The sequence below is a fragment of the Pseudomonas sp. HAR-UPW-AIA-41 genome, assembly GCF_002304225.1.
Taxonomy (GTDB): Bacteria; Pseudomonadota; Gammaproteobacteria; order Pseudomonadales; family Pseudomonadaceae; genus Aquipseudomonas.
This window is the reverse complement of record NZ_NSLB01000002.1, coordinates 139336-156863: the sequence shown is the minus strand read 5'-3', so window position 1 is coordinate 156863 and position 17528 is coordinate 139336. Positions and strand designations below refer to the sequence as shown.

The 17528-nt window shown below is 57.7% G+C and carries 17 protein-coding genes; 16 read left to right on the top strand and 1 reads right to left on the bottom strand.

The window, feature by feature from the left end; all coding sequences use genetic code 11:
• Window positions 1-50: 50 nt before the first annotated feature.
• The 16 genes from CK486_RS05040 (at window position 51) to CK486_RS04965 (ending at window position 16880) form a co-directional block, all read left to right on the top strand.
• Window positions 51-983 (top strand): chemotaxis protein CheV, encoded by a 933-nt coding sequence (locus tag CK486_RS05040; protein ID WP_095939198.1) that lies wholly within the window; start codon window positions 51-53, stop codon window positions 981-983.
• Between the two features lie 44 nt (window positions 984-1027).
• Window positions 1028-1852 carry a protein-glutamate O-methyltransferase CheR gene (cheR, locus tag CK486_RS05035; protein ID WP_095939197.1) on the top strand — a complete coding sequence of 275 codons (825 nt, stop codon included), beginning with the start codon at window positions 1028-1030 and terminating at the stop codon, window positions 1850-1852.
• A 212-nt stretch (window positions 1853-2064) separates the two neighbouring features.
• On the top strand, window positions 2065-2469 hold the full coding sequence (gene flgB, locus CK486_RS05030) for a flagellar basal body rod protein FlgB (protein WP_095939196.1): 405 nt from the start codon (window positions 2065-2067) through the stop codon (window positions 2467-2469).
• Between the two features lie 12 nt (window positions 2470-2481).
• Entirely contained in the window at window positions 2482-2925 is a 444-nt protein-coding gene (gene flgC / locus CK486_RS05025; RefSeq protein ID WP_095939195.1) for a flagellar basal body rod protein FlgC, read from the top strand.
• 20 nt (window positions 2926-2945) lie between these two features.
• Window positions 2946-3626 (top strand): flagellar hook assembly protein FlgD, encoded by a 681-nt coding sequence (gene flgD, locus CK486_RS05020; RefSeq protein ID WP_095939194.1) that lies wholly within the window; start codon window positions 2946-2948, stop codon window positions 3624-3626.
• A 29-nt stretch (window positions 3627-3655) separates the two neighbouring features.
• Window positions 3656-5008: a flagellar hook protein FlgE gene (gene flgE / locus CK486_RS05015; RefSeq protein ID WP_095939193.1), complete on the top strand. Its 1353-nt coding sequence runs from the start codon at window positions 3656-3658 to the stop codon at window positions 5006-5008.
• 189 nt (window positions 5009-5197) lie between these two features.
• A complete protein-coding gene (locus CK486_RS05010) occupies window positions 5198-5938 on the top strand; it encodes a flagellar basal body rod protein FlgF (protein WP_095939192.1) in 741 nt (246 codons plus the stop codon).
• Window positions 5939-5984: 46 nt separating this feature from the next.
• Window positions 5985-6770 (top strand): flagellar basal-body rod protein FlgG, encoded by a 786-nt coding sequence (flgG, locus tag CK486_RS05005; RefSeq protein WP_095939191.1) that lies wholly within the window; start codon window positions 5985-5987, stop codon window positions 6768-6770.
• Between the two features lie 30 nt (window positions 6771-6800).
• Complete coding sequence (flgH, locus tag CK486_RS05000) at window positions 6801-7514, top strand: flagellar basal body L-ring protein FlgH (RefSeq protein ID WP_095939190.1); 714 nt, start codon at window positions 6801-6803, stop codon at window positions 7512-7514.
• 13 nt (window positions 7515-7527) lie between these two features.
• Window positions 7528-8667, top strand: a complete 1140-nt coding sequence (locus CK486_RS04995) for a flagellar basal body P-ring protein FlgI (protein WP_305885193.1) — start codon at window positions 7528-7530, stop codon at window positions 8665-8667.
• Between the two features lie 10 nt (window positions 8668-8677).
• Complete coding sequence (flgJ, locus tag CK486_RS04990) at window positions 8678-9871, top strand: flagellar assembly peptidoglycan hydrolase FlgJ (RefSeq protein WP_095939189.1); 1194 nt, start codon at window positions 8678-8680, stop codon at window positions 9869-9871.
• 8 nt (window positions 9872-9879) lie between these two features.
• Entirely contained in the window at window positions 9880-11892 is a 2013-nt protein-coding gene (gene flgK, locus CK486_RS04985; protein ID WP_095939188.1) for a flagellar hook-associated protein FlgK, read from the top strand.
• Window positions 11893-11903: 11 nt separating this feature from the next.
• A complete protein-coding gene (gene flgL / locus CK486_RS04980; protein WP_095939187.1) occupies window positions 11904-13157 on the top strand; it encodes a flagellar hook-associated protein FlgL in 1254 nt (417 codons plus the stop codon).
• 48 nt (window positions 13158-13205) lie between these two features.
• Window positions 13206-15533, top strand: a complete 2328-nt coding sequence (locus CK486_RS04975; protein ID WP_095939186.1) for a PEP-utilizing enzyme — start codon at window positions 13206-13208, stop codon at window positions 15531-15533.
• Window positions 15530-16132 (top strand): gamma-glutamyl-gamma-aminobutyrate hydrolase family protein, encoded by a 603-nt coding sequence (locus tag CK486_RS04970; RefSeq protein ID WP_256574366.1) that lies wholly within the window; start codon window positions 15530-15532, stop codon window positions 16130-16132. The genes CK486_RS04975 and CK486_RS04970 overlap by 4 nt, the downstream gene beginning before the upstream one ends.
• 7 nt (window positions 16133-16139) lie before the next feature.
• Window positions 16140-16880 carry an NTP transferase domain-containing protein gene (locus CK486_RS04965; RefSeq protein WP_095939185.1) on the top strand — a complete coding sequence of 247 codons (741 nt, stop codon included), beginning with the start codon at window positions 16140-16142 and terminating at the stop codon, window positions 16878-16880.
• A 12-nt stretch (window positions 16881-16892) separates the two neighbouring features.
• On the opposite strand, the gene CK486_RS04960 is transcribed toward CK486_RS04965, so the two are convergent.
• Complete coding sequence (locus CK486_RS04960) at window positions 16893-17456, bottom strand: formyltransferase family protein (RefSeq protein WP_176481653.1); 564 nt, start codon at window positions 17454-17456, stop codon at window positions 16893-16895.
• Between the last annotated feature and the right edge of the window lie 72 nt (window positions 17457-17528).

The following is a 17528-nucleotide window of genomic DNA, read 5'->3' as shown; positions in this document are numbered from 1 at the left end:
GCTACTCTCAATTGCGTGCAGACCATACATTCCCATTAAGGAGTCAGGGCATGGCCGGTATTTTGGACTCGGTTAACCAGCGAACTCAGCTGGTGGGGCAGAATCGTCTCGAGCTGCTGCTGTTTCGTTTGGACAGCTCTCAGCTGTATGGCATCAATGTGTTCAAGGTCAAAGAAGTCCTCCAGTGCCCCAAACTCACGATCATGCCGAAGTCGAGCCCGGTCGTTCGCGGGGTGGCCAATATCCGTGGGGGCACAATTCCCATTCTCGATCTGTCGATGGCAACCGGGCGCCGTGGGCTGGATGACCTGAAGAACAGCTTCGTCATCATTACCGAGTACAACTCGAAGATTCAGGGTTTCCTCGTTCAGTCGGTTGAGCGAATCGTCAACATGAACTGGGAGGAGATTCATCCGCCACCCAAGGGGACTGGTCGCGAGCATTACCTGACTGCTGTAACGCGGGTTGATAAACAGCTGGTTGAAATCATTGACGTGGAGAAAATCCTTGCCGAGGTTTCCCCGACTAATGAGGCCATTTCTGATGGCGTCGTAGATGTCGCGACCCAGAGCAAAGCAGTATCCAAGCGCGTGCTGATTTGTGACGACTCCTCCGTGGCGCGCAAACAGGTTGTGCGCTGCCTTGAGACGGTTGGCGTTGAGGTGGTGGCACTTAATGACGGTAGGGAGGCTTACAACTATCTGCTGAATATGGTGCAGGAGGGCAAATCACCGGAGCGTGAATTGCTGATGCTGATATCTGACATCGAGATGCCGGAAATGGATGGCTACACCCTCACGGCGGAGATTCGCAATGATCCGCGCATGCAGAAATTGCATATCATCCTGCATACTTCGTTGTCTGGGGTGTTCAACCAGGCCATGGTTAAAAAAGTCGGTGCAGATGATTTCCTGGCGAAGTTCAAGCCCGATGAACTGGCAGCACGGGTAATTGACCGCATCAATGCCGTGGATGGGGGCTGAGATGGATTTCTCGGCAGGTTTAAGCAGTGGGCGAGGCCTGACTAGTGTCTGTAAACGCTGATTTTGAGCTGTTCCGCGTATTTCTGGAAAAGGCCTGCGGTATCCTGCTGGGCAGCAACAAGCAGTATCTGGTGTCCAGTCGTCTGAATAAGCTTATGGAGCAACAAGGTATTAAAACCTTGGGTGAGCTTGTTCAGCGCATGCAGGCTCAGCCGCGTGGAGGTCTCAAGGAGCAGGTGGTCGATGCCATGACCACCAACGAGACGCTGTGGTTTCGAGATACCTATCCCTTTGAGGTGATGAAGACGCGCGTTCTGCCTGAATTGATCAAAGCCAATCCTGGCCAGCGATTGCGGATATGGTCTGCGGCCAGCTCCTCCGGCCAGGAGCCCTATTCGCTGTCGATGACGCTGGATGAGTTTGAAAGAACCAATCTTGGCCAGCTCAAGGCGGGTGTTCAGATTGTGGCTACTGATCTTTCCGGTTCCATGCTCAATGCTGCGAAGTCTGGTGAGTACGACAGTCTGGCAATGGGGCGTGGCTTGTCGCAGGAACGCTTGAATCGCTACTTTGATGCCAAGGGGCCTGGACGCTGGGTGCTAAAGCCTGCGATCAAGAATCGCGTCGAGTTTCGCGCGCTGAACTTGCTGGATAGCTATGCCAGTCTGGGCAAGTTCGATGTGGTGTTCTGCCGCAATGTGCTGATCTATTTCTCGGCTGAGGTTAAGAAGGACATCCTGACGCGCATCCATGCCACGCTGAAGCCGGGTGGCTATTTGTTCCTGGGGGCGTCTGAGGCCCTTAATGGTCTGCCGGACCATTATCAGATGGTGCAGTGCAGTCCGGGGATCATCTACAGGGTGAAATAACCGCTGCGGCGTGACACATGAGAACGGAAGGCTGAGCCTTCCGTTTTTTTTGCCGGCATTTTTCCGGCTTTGCCGGTGGGCGGATAAGGATTGCCGCTTTCCTTTGCTAAAACCAGTGAGATTTTATTAAGTTATTGAAATATATGGGAAAATAAAGATGGCACGGGGGTTGCTAAAGTCTTGTCGTCACCACAGAACGGCAGGTTGCGGCCATGAGCATCAGCTTCGACAAAGCACTCGGAATCCATGAGAAGGCGCTGAACTTTCGCGCTCAGCGTGCCGAAGTGCTGGCCAACAACATAGCCAATGCCGACACCCCCAATTTCAAGGCGCGCGATCTGGATTTCTCGGCTGTGCTGGCCGAGCAGGCTCAGCAGCGCGAGAGCGGCATGCGCATGCAGCGCACCCATGAGCAGCACTTTGCTCTGGAGGGCGTAGAGCTGGCAGACCCGGCTCTGCGCTTTCGCAGTCCGATGCATGCGGCCCTCGACCAGAACTCGGTGGATATGCAGCAGGAGCAGGCGCGCTATGCGGAGAATGCCGTGCAGTTTCAGGCCAGCTTTACCTTCCTCAACAGCAAGTTCAAGGGCCTGATGGGCGCCTTGCGCGGCGAATAACGGAGAGCAGTCATGTCCTTGTCGAGCGTCTTCAATATCGCGGGAACCGGCATGAGTGCCCAGAGCACTCGCCTGAACACCATCTCCAGCAACATCGCCAACGCCGAGACCGTCTCGTCAAGCATTGATCAGACCTACCGGGCGCGTCATCCGGTGTTTGCCACGGTATTTGATCAGGCGGCCAATGGTGATCGTGGCTCGCTGTTTGCCGATCAGGACAATTCCGGTGCCGGGGTGCAGGTGCTGGGCGTGATTGAGGATCAGGCCAGTCTGATGCCGCGTTACGAGCCCAATCACCCGGCCGCCGATGCCAATGGCTACGTGTACTACCCCAATGTCAACGTGGTGGAAGAAATGGCGGACATGATCTCTGCCAGCCGGGCTTTCCAGACCAATGTGGAAATGATGAATACCGCCAAGCAGATGATGCAGCGTGTGCTGACCCTGGGTCAGTAAACGTAAGGAGTTGAGCAGTCATGAGTATTAGTAGCGGCGTCAATGCAACCGGAAGCGTGCTGGATCAGTACCAGCTGAAAACCGAGAGCAAGACCAATAAGGATCTGGGCAAGAACGAGTTTCTCAACCTGCTGGTGGCTCAGCTCAATAACCAGGATCCGCTTTCGCCCCAGGAAAATGGCGAGTTCATTGCCCAGCTGGCGCAGTTCAGTCAGGTGGAGGGTATCGAGAAGCTCAATACCAGAATGGAGTCGCTGCTGTCTGGCTATCAGTCATCCCAGGCTCTTCAGGCATCTTCCCTGGTCGGGCGCAAGGTCATAGTTCCGACCGACAAGGCGCAAGTCGACACTTCGCAGACATTCAGGGCAAGTGCGGTTCTGCCCGCCAGTAGCGGCAATGTGTATGTCAATGTTTACGACAGCAAGGGTGTTCTGGTCAGTCGTGTGAATCTGGGGGCACAGGCGGCAGGAAATGTCAGCTTCATGTGGGATGGCAAAGACTCCGGCGGCAATACCTTGCCGCCTGGTTCCTATCGATTCGAAGCTCAAGCTTCCTACGGTAAAGAGACCAAAGGGCTTACCACGATGCTGCCTGCCAATGTCGATAGCGTCACTCTTGCTCAGGGTGGTGGAGAGCTCATGTTGAATCTGGCTGGGCTGGGTAGCATCGGCCTGTCGAAGGTACAAGTGATTGGTCAGTAATGACTGGTGAGCCGGTCTAGGAGTTTGCGATGTCATTCAATATCGGTTTGAGCGGCCTTAGGGCTGCAACCAGTGACCTCAATGTCACCGGCAACAATATTTCCAACGCGGGAACCGTTGGCTTCAAGCAGTCGCGGGCTGAGTTCGCCGACGTTTATGCGGCCTCGGTGCTGGGCTCGGGCTCCAACCCGCAGGGTAGTGGTGTGTTGCTGGCTGACGTTTCTCAGTTGTTCAATCAGGGGAACATCAACTACACCAAAAACTCCCTTGATCTGGCTATCAATGGCAATGGGTTCTTTACCGTCAGTAATAACGGGGCGGTCAGTTACACGCGCGCTGGTTATTTTGGTACGGATAAATCCGGCTATATCGTGGATAACTTCGGCTACCGCTTGCAGGGCTATGGGGTTGATGCGAACGGCAACCTGATTAACGGCGTGCAGACTGACTTGCAGGTCCAGACGGATAGTCAAGAGCCGAAACCGACCTCCGCCATTACGCAGAACTTCAACCTGAATTCGACCAGCTTGCGCCCAGCGAATGCGGCGACGTTCAATCCCAACGATCCGCTGTCTTACAACTCGTCGACGTCGGTTAATATCTACGACTCACAGGGCAACTCGCATGTGCTGACCCAGTACTTCGTCAAGAATGCTGCCCCAGCGACGAACCAGTGGACAATGCATGTGCTTATTGATGGCGTGAACCCGGCTACGCCAACTGTCGCAGGCCCGCCCGTTGCTGCAAACGTTTCTCCCTACAGTTATACAGTGAGCTTTGATTCCGCGGGTCAGTTGCAATCTATTGCGGCTATTGGTGGTGCTCCAGCTGTTAGCGACCCGGCAGGTATCTTTAATTTTCCCGCTGCTAGTTGGACGCCAACAGCACCTGATCCGGTCAATACAGGTTTACGTATCGCCAATGGTGCTGCGCCAAATGCAACAGGCTTCACGATGGACGTCAGGGGCTCAACGCAGTTTGCCAGTACCTTTGCGGTTAATAGCATTACTCAGGACGGCTATACCACAGGCCAGCTGGCTGGCTTGGAAATCGACGATACAGGAGTGATTTTTGCCCGCTACACCAATGGTCAGTCCAAGACCCAGGGGCAGGTGGTGTTGGCCAACTTTGCCAATGTTCAGGGTTTGACGCCTCAGGGCAAGACTCAGTGGGTGCAGTCATTTGAATCCGGAGAGCCTGTGGTAGGGACGCCTCGTTCTGGAACACTGGGTGCCTTGCAGTCCGGTGCACTGGAAGATTCCAACGTTGAGCTGTCGGACCAACTCGTCAATCTGATCGTGGCTCAGCGTAACTACCAGGCAAATGCCAAGACCATTGAGACCGAAAGCGCCATTACCCAGACGATCCTCAATATCCGCTGATGAGATTGCCGCCACCGGCAGGTGGCGGCAAAAACGTCTTGCCGCTGCCGGCATGTGCTGGCCGGTGACTTTCTTCTATCTAGAATATTTCCTTTTTAATCAATTGCTTGTGTTCTCATTCTGATGCTGGCACAGGCTTTGCTCATGTCTCTTTAACAGCACGGGGTCAGCCCCATTGCGGAGAGTGACATGGACAAGATGCTTTACCTCGCCATGAGCGGTGCCAGCCAGAACACCCTGGCTCAGCGCGCTCATGCCAACAATCTGGCCAACCTGTCGACCAGTGGGTTCCGTCGTGATTTCGAGCAGGCGCGCTCCATGCCGCTGTTCGGTGACGGCTACCCGGCGCGGGTGTACGCCATGAGTGAGCGGCCGGCCACCGATTTCACTCCGGGTACCCTGCAGGAAACCGGTAATGAACTGGATGTTGCGATCGAGGGGCAGGGCTGGCTGGCTGTGCAGGCGCCTGACGGCAGTGAAGCCTATGTACGCACTGCCAGCATGAAAATTGACGCTCTGGGTATGTTGCGCACCGGCAGTGGTTTGCCGGTGCTCGGCAATGCCGGGCCGATTGCCGTGCCGCCGCAGCAGCAGATCGAGATTGGCCAGGATGGCACCATCAGTATCCGCTCGCTGGGTGAGGCGCCTAACGTGGTGGCGCAGGTTGACCGCATCAAGATGGTCAATCCCGACCCCAAGAGTCTGGTCAAGGGTGAGGACGGCATGATCCGTCTGAAGGAGCCGGCTACCCAGCCGGCCGACGCCAATGTTCGGCTGACCTCGGGCTTTCTGGAAAGCAGCAACGTCAATGCGGTGGCCGAGATGACCTCGATGCTTGCGTTGGCCCGCCAGTTTGAACTGCACGTGAAGATGATGCGCACTGCCGAGGACAATGCCTCGGCGGTGGCACGGGTCATGCAACTTAGCTAATCAGTAGAAGAGGGCGCCATTAACTTGGCGCCCGAGGAGAGCTGCGATGTTACCGGCACTGTGGGTCAGCAAAACGGGTCTGTCCGCCCAGGACATGAACCTGACGACCATTTCCAACAACCTGGCCAACGTTTCCACTACGGGCTTCAAGCGTGATCGCGCCGAGTTCGAGGATCTGCTGTACCAGATCCGGCGTCAGCCAGGTGGCCAGTCGACCCAGGACAGCGAGCTACCGTCCGGGCTGCAGCTGGGTACCGGTGTGCGCATCGTCGGCACCCAGAAGATCTTCACCGAAGGCAGCCTGCAGACCACTGAGCAGCCGCTGGATATGGCGGTCAATGGACGCGGCTTCTTCCAGGTTTTGCTGCCCGATGGCACCACGTCCTATACCCGCGATGGCAGCTTCCATCTGAGTTCTGATGGGCAGATCGTCACTTCACAAGGTTTTGCTCTGGAGCCGGCCATCGTCATTCCGCCGGAGACCCAGACCTTCACCGTGGGTGAAGACGGTACCGTGTCGGTGACTACCTTCGGCAATCCGACGCCGCAGGTGGTGGGCAATATCCAGACTGCCGACTTCATCAATCCAGCCGGCCTACAGGCCATCGGCAACAACCTGTTCCTGGAGACCGGTTCCAGCGGTGCGCCGCAGGTCGGCACTCCGGGACTGACCGGTCTGGGTACGGTGCTGCAGAACACACTGGAGAACTCAAACGTCAGTGTGGTGGAGGAACTGGTCAACATGATCACCACCCAGCGCGCGTATGAAATGAACTCCAAGGTGGTTTCCACCGCCGACCAGATGCTCTCGTTCATCACGCAGAACCTCTGAGTCTGATCCCGTCGCAGTGAGGTAGGGGACATGAAACGGCTGACACTTTGCTCCACGCTCCTCGGCGCCAGCCTGCTGTTGGGCTGTGTGGCGCCGGCGCCAAAGCCGAATGACCCTTACTACGCACCGGTGCTGCCGCGCACGCCGCTGCCCGCTGCGCAGAACAACGGGGCGATCTTTCAGCCCGGCTTCGGCATGGATCTGTACAACGACCGCAAGGCGTTCCGCGTTGGTGACATCATTACCATCACCCTCAACGAGAAGACCCAGGCCAGCAAGAACGCCAACTCGGCAATGGCCAAGGACAGCACGGCGAATATCGGCCTGACCTCGCTGTTCGGTGGTTCGGTTTCCGTGGATAACCCGGATATCGGCCTCAACCCGATCAATGGCAGCAACCTCAGTCTGGGCGCGCAGTACAACGCCACCCGTGAGACCGAAGGCGACAGCAAGGCCGGGCAGAGCAACAGCCTGACCGGTTCGATCACCGTCACCGTTTCCGAGGTGCTGCCCAACGGCATCCTGGCCGTACGAGGCGAGAAATGGCTGACGCTGAATACCGGTGACGAACTGGTGCGTATCTCCGGGATGGTCCGCGCTGACGATATCGCCACCGACAATACCGTGGCTTCGACCCGGGTGGCGGATGCGCGGATCACCTATTCCGGCACTGGTGCCTTTGCCGATGCCAGTCAGCCGGGCTGGCTGGATCGTTTCTTCATGAGCCCGCTGTGGCCGTTCTGATCAGGTGCAGCTCATGAGCAGACAACCCCGTGCCGATCAAGATGGCATTTCCTACAGCCTGGTAGCCGTGCTCTGCCTGCTGTGGCTGCTGCTGGCGCCTCCTGCTCACGCCGAGCGGCTGAAGGATATCGCCAGTATCCAGGGCGTGCGCAGCAATCAACTGATCGGTTATGGCCTGGTGGTTGGTCTGAACGGCACGGGTGACCAGACGACCCAGACGCCGTTCACCCTGCAGACCTTCAACAACATGCTGGCGCAGTTCGGCATCAAGGTGCCGCCGGGTGGCAGCGTGCAGTTGAAGAACGTAGCGGCGGTGTCGATCCATGCCGACCTGCCGCCCTTTGCCAAGCCGGGCCAGCAGATCGATATCACCGTGTCGGCTATCGGTAATGCCAAGAGCCTGCGTGGCGGCAGTCTGCTGATGACGCCAATGAAAGGTATCGACGGCAATATCTATGCGGTGGCCCAGGGCAATCTGGTGGTCGGTGGTTTTGACGCCGAGGGCAGTGATGGTTCGCGCATTACCGTCAACGTACCGACGGCGGGCCGCATTCCTTCCGGGGCAACCGTAGAACGCCCGGTGCCGAGTGGTTTCGAGCAGGGCAATACCCTGACCCTGAACCTCAACCGCCCGGATTTCACCACGGCCAAGAACATCGTCGACAAGCTCAACGAACTGCTCGGACCGGGTGTGGCCACTGCCGTGGACGGCGGTTCGGTGCGGGTCAGTGCGCCGATCGATCCAAACCAGCGGGTCGACTACATGGCCATTCTGGAAAATCTGGAAGTCGATCCGGGCCAGGCTGCAGCCAAGGTCATCATCAATTCGCGTACCGGCACCATCGTCATCGGTCAGAACGTCAAGGTGTCACCAGCGGCGGTCACCCATGGCAGCCTGACCGTGACCATCACCGAAGACCCTATCGTCAGCCAGCCGGAAGCACTATCGGGAGGGCAGACGGCCGTGGTGCCGCGCTCCAAGGTGGATGCCGCGCAGGAGGCCAAGCCGATGTTCAAATTCGGTCCCGGCACCACGCTGGATGAAATTGTGCGGGCGGTCAATCAGGTGGGCGCAGCGCCCTCGGACCTGATGGCCATTCTTGAAGCTTTGAAACAGGCCGGCGCCCTGCAAGCCGACCTGATCGTGATCTGAGGAGGCCAGTATGGATTCTCGTCTGATGGCCGGAATCGGCGGTGGTGTCGACTCCGGCGCCTATACCGATCTCAATCGCCTGAATCAGCTCAAGGTCGGCAAGGACCGCGACAGCGAGGGCAACCTGCGCAAGGTGGCGCAGGAGTTCGAGTCGTTGTTTCTCAATGAAATGATGAAAGCCATGCGTTCGGCCAATCAGGTGTTTGCCGACGGCAACTTCATGAACAGCAAGGACACCCAGTTCTACGAAGGCATGCACGATCAGCAACTGGCGGTGACCCTGGCCAAGAATCAGGGCATGGGCCTGGCCGATGTGCTGGTACGGCAGATGTCGAAGATGAAGCAGGCCGACAGCCGGCCCAATCCGTTTGCTCAGGTGGCAGCCACCCAGAAGGCGGTTTGGCCAGAGAAGGGCAGTAAAGCCGAAACGGTATCCGACAGTTCTCGTGATGACTCCAAGCTGCTCAATCAGCGGCGCCTGTCGCTGCCCGGCAAGCTGACCGATCGCCTGCTGGCCGGTATCGTGCCGTCTGCCGGTGAGGCAACCGCCGGTTTGGCAGCGCAACCGCTAAGTGGCGCCGATTGGGTGCCGGCTCAGGCCTTTGCCGCACCGCAGAGTAAGCCGCTCAACGTCGCAGGCAGCGATGCCATCAGTGGCCGGCGTATTGCCCAGCCGCCGCTGGCGCCGGGTAAGGCCGCTTTTGCCTCGCCCGAAGAGTTCGTCGCCACCATGTTGCCCATGGCTGAAGAGGCAGCGCAAAGCCTCGGCATCGACCCGCGCTATCTGGTGGCTCAGGCCGCGCTGGAAACCGGCTGGGGCAAGTCGATCATCCGCCAGGGCGATGGCACCAGCAGCCACAACCTGTTCGGCATCAAGTCGCTGGGCGGTTGGGAAGGCGAGTCGGCACGGGTGCTGACCACCGAGTACAAGGGTGGCAAAGCCGTTCGTGAGGCCGCGTCCTTCCGTGCCTATGAGTCCTTCGAGCACAGCTTCAAGGACTATGTGAGCTTCCTTAAGGGCAATGAGCGTTATCAAGAGGCGCTGGAAGAGGCCGATAATAACCCCGAGGGCTTCGTGCGAGAGCTGCAGCAGGCCGGTTATGCGACCGACCCGCAGTACGCGCGCAAGATCTCCCAGATCGCCCGGCAGATGCAGGCCTACCAAGCGGTAGCCAGTGCTGATGCCGAGTCCACGCGCGGCTGAGGTGGCACATGGCTGATTTACTGAACATTGGCCTGTCGGGCCTGACGGTCAACAAGACGTCGCTGACGGTCACCGGCCATAACATCACCAACGTCAACACGCCTGGCTATAGCCGTCAGGATACTGTTCAGGCGACACGAATTCCGCAGTTCAGCGGGTCTGGCTACATTGGGTCTGGTGCGCAGACCGTTGAAATTCGCCGGCTGGCGAGCGAGTTTCTGTTCAATCAGTTGCGTAACAGCACCAGTCTGAACAGCGACCTGACAGCCTACCGCGGACAGATCGAGCAGATCGATTCCCTTTTGGCCAACACCCAGACCGGGGTGACTCCGGGCTTGCAGAAGTTCTTTGCGGCCCTGCAGACCGCGTCGGAGGACCCGGCCAATATTCCAGCCCGGCAATTGTTGTTGTCCGAAGCGGAAGGTTTGGCCAAGCGTTTCAACACGATTTATGACCAGATTGCCAAGCAGAACGAAACGCTCAACACCCAGTTGGGCGATCAGGTAGATCAGGTCAATCGCCTCGCGGCTGCCATCGGGCGCTACAACGATGCGATTGCCATTGCCAAATCCAATGGGTCTGAGCCCAACGATTTGCTGGATGCTCGTGAAGAGACGGTTCGTCAGCTGTCTCAGCTGATAGGTGTACAGGTGGTCGAACAGGATGATGCCACGCTGAACATTTTCGTTGGCAGCGGCCAGCCGCTAGTGGTCGGTAACTCGTCGGCTACCCTGAGCGCTGTTCCGGGCCTGGCCGATCCCAGTCGTTTCGACATCCTCTTCACTTCCGGGGCATCGGTGCAAAACGTTACGCCGTTGTTGTCCGGTGGGGAAATGGGCGGGTTGCTGAAGTTTCGCTCAGACGTGCTGGATAACACCTTCAATTCGCTGGGCCGGCTGGCACTGGCAATCAGCAATGAGGTGAATACCCAGCTGGGGCAGGGGCTTGATCTTCGCGGTCAGGCAGGTGCCGATCTGTTCAAAGACATCAACGATGCTCAGGCAGCATCTCTGCGTGTGATCGTTCCGCCGGGAAACACGGGCGACATTGGCGGTGTGCTGAATATCACGGATACCACGCAACTCACGACCAGTGATTATGAACTGGCCATTGAGGCTGGTCAGTACCAGCTGCGTCGTCTGTCAGACAGTCAGGTACTTCAGACTGGTGCTGTAGGCACCCTGCCGACGACGCTCAATTTCGATGGCGCAAGCCTGGTAGTGTCCGGTACCACTTTCAACAATGGTGACCGACTGACCATTCAGCCGACGCGTCGCGGTGCTACCGAGATTACTCGTGTACTGGATCAGTCGGATCAACTGGCGCTAGCCGGTGCTGCCAAAGCGGTGGCGACCCTGAACAATCGTGGCACCGGGAAAATCGGTCAGCCTGATCTGGCCTCCGGCCCCAGTCCGATTGATCCTGCAGCGCTCTCTGCACAGTTTGGAGCAGGTATTACTCTTTCCTACAACGCTGCGGCTGTGCCGCCGACGCTTACCGGTGCTCTCCCGGCTGGCGTCACGCTGTCCTATATCAGTCCGCTGGCGACTGGCCTTACACCAGGGCAGAGCAACCAGTTACGGCTGCAGATGACCAATGGCAGCGGCACTTATAATTTTGATTTCACACTCAGTGGTGTGCCGCAGCAGGGTGACAGTTTTACCCTGAGCTTTAATGCCAGTGGTGTGTCCAATAACAGCAATGCATTGAAGCTTGTGGCGTTGCAGTCAAAGGCCACCATCGGCGTAACCGTTCCCGGCACCACGGGTGTGAGTTTTACCGATGGTTACGGTGATCTGGTCGAGCGGGTGGGTACCTTAACCAGTCAGGCCCGTATCGACAATGAAGCGAGTGCCATTGTGCTCAAGCAGGCCAAGGACAACCGTGACTCGCTCTCGGGGGTCAGTCTGGACGAAGAGGCCGCCAAGCTGATCCAGTTTCAGCAGTATTATCAAGCATCAGCGCAGATCATTCAGACCGCGCGCAGTCTGTTTGACACCCTGATCAGCACGTTCCGTTAGAGGCCGCCAGCATGAGAATCTCTAGTATCCAGGCATTCAATAACGGTGTTACGGGTATCCAGCGTAATTACAGTAACGTGACCCGTACTCAGGAACAGATCAGTACCGGCAAAAAGATTCTGACCCCGGCCGATGATCCAGTGGCTTCTGCGCGTTTGCTGCAGTTAAGCCAGGAAAAGGCCCAGTACGAGCAGTATTCGTCCAATATCACGGCTGCCAAGAACAGCCTGACGCAGGAAGAGTCCATCCTCAATTCTGTGGGTAATGTCCTGCAGCGCGTTCGTGAAATTGCCGTTCAAGCCGGTGACGCTGCTCAGGACAAGACCGATAAGGCAGCCTTGGCCAAGGAGCTTGCTGAGCGTGAGGATGAGTTGCTGAATCTGCTCAACAGTCGCAATGCTCGTGGTGAATACCTGTTTTCGGGCAATCTGGGCAAAAATGTTCCTTTCATTCTCGATCCTGCGACCGGTGAGTACGCCTATTTGGGCGATGAGGGGCAGCGCGAGATTCAAATTGCGAGCAGCACCTATTTGCCGATCAATGATAATGGCAAGGTGTTGTTTGAAGATGTCACCAATGCCAATCGGGTGACGACCAGCAAGACGCCCAGTGCGAGCACAGCCTCGATTTCGCTCGGACTGGTTGAGGACAAGCTTGCATACGACTCAACGTTCCCGGATGCAACGCTGACGGCTACAGACGGGTTTGGCATACGCTTTACTTCGCCAACTGCTTATGAAGTGTTTGATCTCGCGGCTCCGGCTGTTGTGCTCAGCAGCGGGAGTGTGGACACAGATGCTACTACCAGTGATGTGATCCGTTATGCCGGCGTACGTGTCGCGATCGACGGCATTCCGGCGACAGGTGATAGCTTTGCTGTCAACCGTAACCCGGCAGTCGAGAAGCGCGGCATGCTGAATGTGGTGGCTGATCTGCGGCGCTCACTGGAGCAGGCGCAGGATAGTCCCCAGGGTGGACTGGTGGTCAGGGACAATGTGGCCGTGGCACTGAGCAACCTGGACGCCGTGCTGGGGCAGGTTCTTCAGGGGCGTGGTGAGATCGGCGCGCGCCTCAATGTTCTCGAGTCTACGGAGTCGTTCAACGAGGACGTCAGCCTGATCAACACCGCGGTGCAATCCGATCTTCAGGATTTGGATTACGCTGAAGCGCTCTCTCGTTTGTCATTCGAGAGCGTGATTCTAGAAGCAGCTCAGCAGAGTTACGTGAAGGTAGCGGGATTGAGTTTATTCGACCAGTTGCGCTGATTTTTTCAGTTTCAGTCAACAATGTTTCCATTTTGATTCGGCGGTGACATGACCGAGCAGACTCTGGGCTTTTCTACCAAAGCGGCCTCTCTTTCGCTGCTCCAAGGCCGTTTACAAAGCGCTTATCTGCTTCCGCAAATACTTTTCAGTGTAGCGCAGTGGCGGAGGGATGCTGATGCTTGTCTAGCTCAGGTGCGTCGTATGGGCTGGGGCAATATGGCGGTACGCAGCTGCAGTAACCATGAAGATGGTGAGCAGAGTTCTGCGGCGGGTGCTTTTGATTCTTGCCTAAACATTAGTGCCGAAGCGCTGCCGAATGCTATTGAGCACGTGCTCAAATCAATGGCAGGACCGCGCTCCAGTCCGGATGATCAGATATTCGTTCAGCCAATGATCACCGATGTGCGCATGGCGGGTGTTGGCTTCGGTCTTGATCCTGCGACGTTGGCTCCGTACTTCGTCATCAATTACGACGAAGGCAGTGGGCGTACCGATCTCGTCACATCGGGTTGTTCGAACGAGGTGCGTACTTTCTATGCCCATCACGCTGTTGATGAGTTGCCGCAGAACTTGGCGCCTGTTGTGACGTTGTTGCGTGAGCTGCAGGAATTGTTCGGGCGTCTGGCCATTGATATCGAGTTTGCGGTGGACTCACAGGAGCGGCTCTACTTATTGCAGGTCAGGCCGCTGGTTCTCACCGCTGAACCAGCTGATGCCAAAGCTCACGGCAAGCTGGTGCGCCTGATTCATGATCGCATCGCTCAGGGGATTCGCCCGCAGCCATTTCTGCATGGTGAGCGCACAGTGTTTGGCGTGATGCCTGACTGGAATCCGGCCGAGATCATCGGCGTGAGGCCACGACCGCTGGCGCTGTCCCTATATCGCGAATTGGTCACGGACATGATCTGGGCTTATCAGCGAAATAATTACGGCTATCGCAACTTGCGTAGTTTCCCGCTGATGCTGCATTTCCACGGGCTGCCTTACATCGATGTGCGTGTCAGCTTCAACTCCTTTATTCCCCGCGACATAGATGGCGTCCTGGCTGACAAGCTGGTCAACTACTACATTGAGCGCTTGTTGGCTGCCCCTAACCTGCACGACAAGGTCGAGTTCGAAATTGTCTTCTCCTGCTACACACTAGATCTGCCGCAGCGTCTGAAAACTTTGCAGGATGCTGGTTTCAGCGAGGCGGAATGTCAGCGTCTGGCCGATAGTCTGCGTGAGCTGACCAATCGGATCGTCCATAATGAGACCGGCCTGTGGCGCACTGACCGGCAAAAACTCGATGTGCTGCTGGCAAGGCGTGACGAGATACTCGGTGCCGATACCGATCCGGTCACGCGCATTTACTGGTTGCTGGAAGACTGCCGCCGCTACGGCACGCTGCCGTTTGCTGGGCTGGCACGGGCGGGCTTCATTGCTGTGCAACTGCTACGCTCGCTGGTCACTGTGGGCGTGCTCGACCAGAGCGAATACGATGCTTTTCTTAATGGGCTGTCCACGGTTAGTGGGCAGATGACCCAAGATCTGGCTCAGCTTGATCGCACCACGTTCTTGGCCCGATATGGCCATTTGCGCCCTGGTACCTATGACATCCTGTCGCCGCGCTACGACGAGGCTCCCGATCTCTATTTCGACTGGCATAACTTGGCAATCGAGCCGCGTCCCGATAGTGCCCGTTTTGCTCTGTCGCTGGCTCAGATGCGTGAAATCAGTCGCTTGCTCAGTGAGCACGGACTTTCCCACGATGTTGTGGGACTGTTCGATTTCCTCCAGGCTGGCATCGAGCTGCGTGAGTACGCCAAGTTCGTGTTTACGCGCAATCTGTCCGATGCACTGTCCCTTTTTCGCGAGCTGGGTCGTGACCTTGGCTTCAGCGCGGAGGACATGTCTTACGCCAACATTCAGGTGATCAAGGAGCTGCATGCTGCCAGTGCTGACCCCAAAGAATTGCTCGCCGCCAGCATTGAGGAGGGGCGTCGGCGCTACGGCGAAACTTGTCAGATCGTGCTGCCTCCACTGATCACCCGCGCTGAAGACGCGTTCTGTTTCCATCTGCCGCAGGCCGAACCCAACTTCATTACCCAGCGTCAGGTAACAGGTGCGGTGATGGACTACCATCAGCGCGACCAGTTACAGGGGGCCATCGTTATGATCCCCAGTGCTGATCCGGGTTTCGATTGGATTTTTTCTCATCGAATCGCCGGCTTTGTTACTGCCTATGGCGGCACCAATTCTCATATGGCTATCCGTGCCAACGAACTCGGCCTGCCTGCCGTTATCGGGGCGGGTGAGGTGCTCTACCGCAAGTGGGCTGCGGCGCAGATGCTCAACATCGACTGTGCCAACCGGCGTGTCGAGGTATTGCGGTGAAGCTGGTGCTGGTCAGCCAGCGTGTTGATGTGCTGGTTGACCGAGGCGAGCGCCGCGATGCGCTGGATCAGCGCCTGACTGACTGGTTAGCCAGTCATGGGTTTTTATCAGTACCGGTGCCCAATTGCCCAGAGCGAGTGGAGGCTCTGTGGACGCAATTGCAGCCGGCTGCAGTGGTACTAAGTGGTGGTAATGATCTGGCGAAGTATGGTGGTGATGCCCCGGAGCGTGATGCTGTCGAACGTGCATTGCTAGCGCGAGCTATTGCTGAGCGGGTGCCACTGTTTGCTTTGTGCCGAGGAGCGCAATTGCTGCTCGATGCCTTCGGCAACCGCCTCGAACGGGTAGCCGGGCATGTCGGGGCACGCCACCGCTTGGTGGTCGAGGGAGGTGAAGTGGAGGTCAACAGTTACCATCAATGGGGTTGTCGCTCGCTGGACGCGCCACTGGAGGTTTTGGCCCGTAGTGAAGATGGTGTGATTGAGGCCTTCTTCCACCCGCAACTGCCACTGCTTGGGGTTATGTGGCACCCCGAACGGGAGGACCCCTTCGCTGAGCTGGATGGCCTGCTTCTGAATCGCTGTCTGAACAAGGGATGAGCTTTAGATGACTCGTGCCATCATCCTCGCTGCTGGGCGCGGCAGCCGAATGGGTAATCTGACCGCAGAGCAGCCCAAGTGCTTTGCCCGGTTGCATGGTCGCCGTCTGCTGGATTGGCAGCTAGACGCGCTGCGCGGTGCCGGTATCGAACGTTTGGGCCTGGTGCGCGGCTATCGTGGCGAGTGCTTTGACGAGCCGCTGACCTACTTCGAGAACCCGCGCTGGCAACACAGCAACATGGTTCGCACGCTGCTGGCCGCCGATACCTGGCTGGCCACGGAGACCTGTATCGTCAGCTACAGCGATATCTTCTATAGCGCCGCTACCGTGGCTGCGTTAAACCGTGTTGAGGCGGATCTGGCGATTGCTTACGACCCGCACTGGCATGTGCTGTGGTCGCAACGTTTCACGGAGCCTCTGGCTGACGCCGAGAGTTTCCGTCTGGATGCCGCCGGCAATCTTGCGACCATCGGTGAGCGTTGCCAACGTGTTGACGAAATCGAGGGGCAGTACATGGGGCTGCTCAAGTTCACCCCGGCTGGCTGGGTGCAGGTGCGCCAGTTGTTGCAACGGCTCGGTGACGAGGAGGTTGATCGCCTGGACATGACCAGCCTGCTGCGGCTGCTGTTGCAGGCTGGTATGCCGATCGCGGTGTCGCCGGTGCAGGGATCTTGGGGGGAAGTGGATGCTGCCGATGACCTGGCGCTCTATCATCAACTTTTCACACCAGAAGCGCTGCGGGGCTGAACAGCCGTGAGTTCATTCTGCCTCGCCGGGCAGGCTGAGCAGTGCTAGGTGCTTAAGCACCGGGTGAATGACGTAGTAGGTGTTGCCCTGTCCGGCGTCCTGATGCTGCGCCAGGTCCAGCCTGCCGCAGGCTTGATAGCGGCGCAGCACCTCCAGCATCAGGTCGGCGCGGATAGCCGTGTCGTAGCGACGGTCAATGTCGGTGCCAAGTGGCGGTGCCGGGTAGCGCTTGCGTGCGAGCACCGGTCCTGTGTCGATGCATTTATCAAGCAGTATAGCGCTGGCAGCGCAGGCACCTTCCTCCAGCAGGCTGTAGTAGACAGTGGTACTGCCCCTGTAATCCGGTAACCAGCCACTGTGTACGTGCAACAGCGGGATGCCCAGTTCGATCAGCGGCTTCTTGACGATCTGCCCGCCATAGCCGGAGAAGATCACCAGGCGCGGCGCTCGTTGACACACGGCTTCGATGACCTGCGGATCGTTGATGTCGCGTGTCTCTATGCGGGTGACGGGCACCGCGCAGTCTGCCAGGGTACGGTCGAGGGAAACTCCCAGGTCCGGCAGTAGAACGCCCATTAGTTCGCATGCAGGTTCGCTTGGTACGCTCGGGGGGAGGGAGGGGGCACCCAGCAGAAGGGCGTATGACGG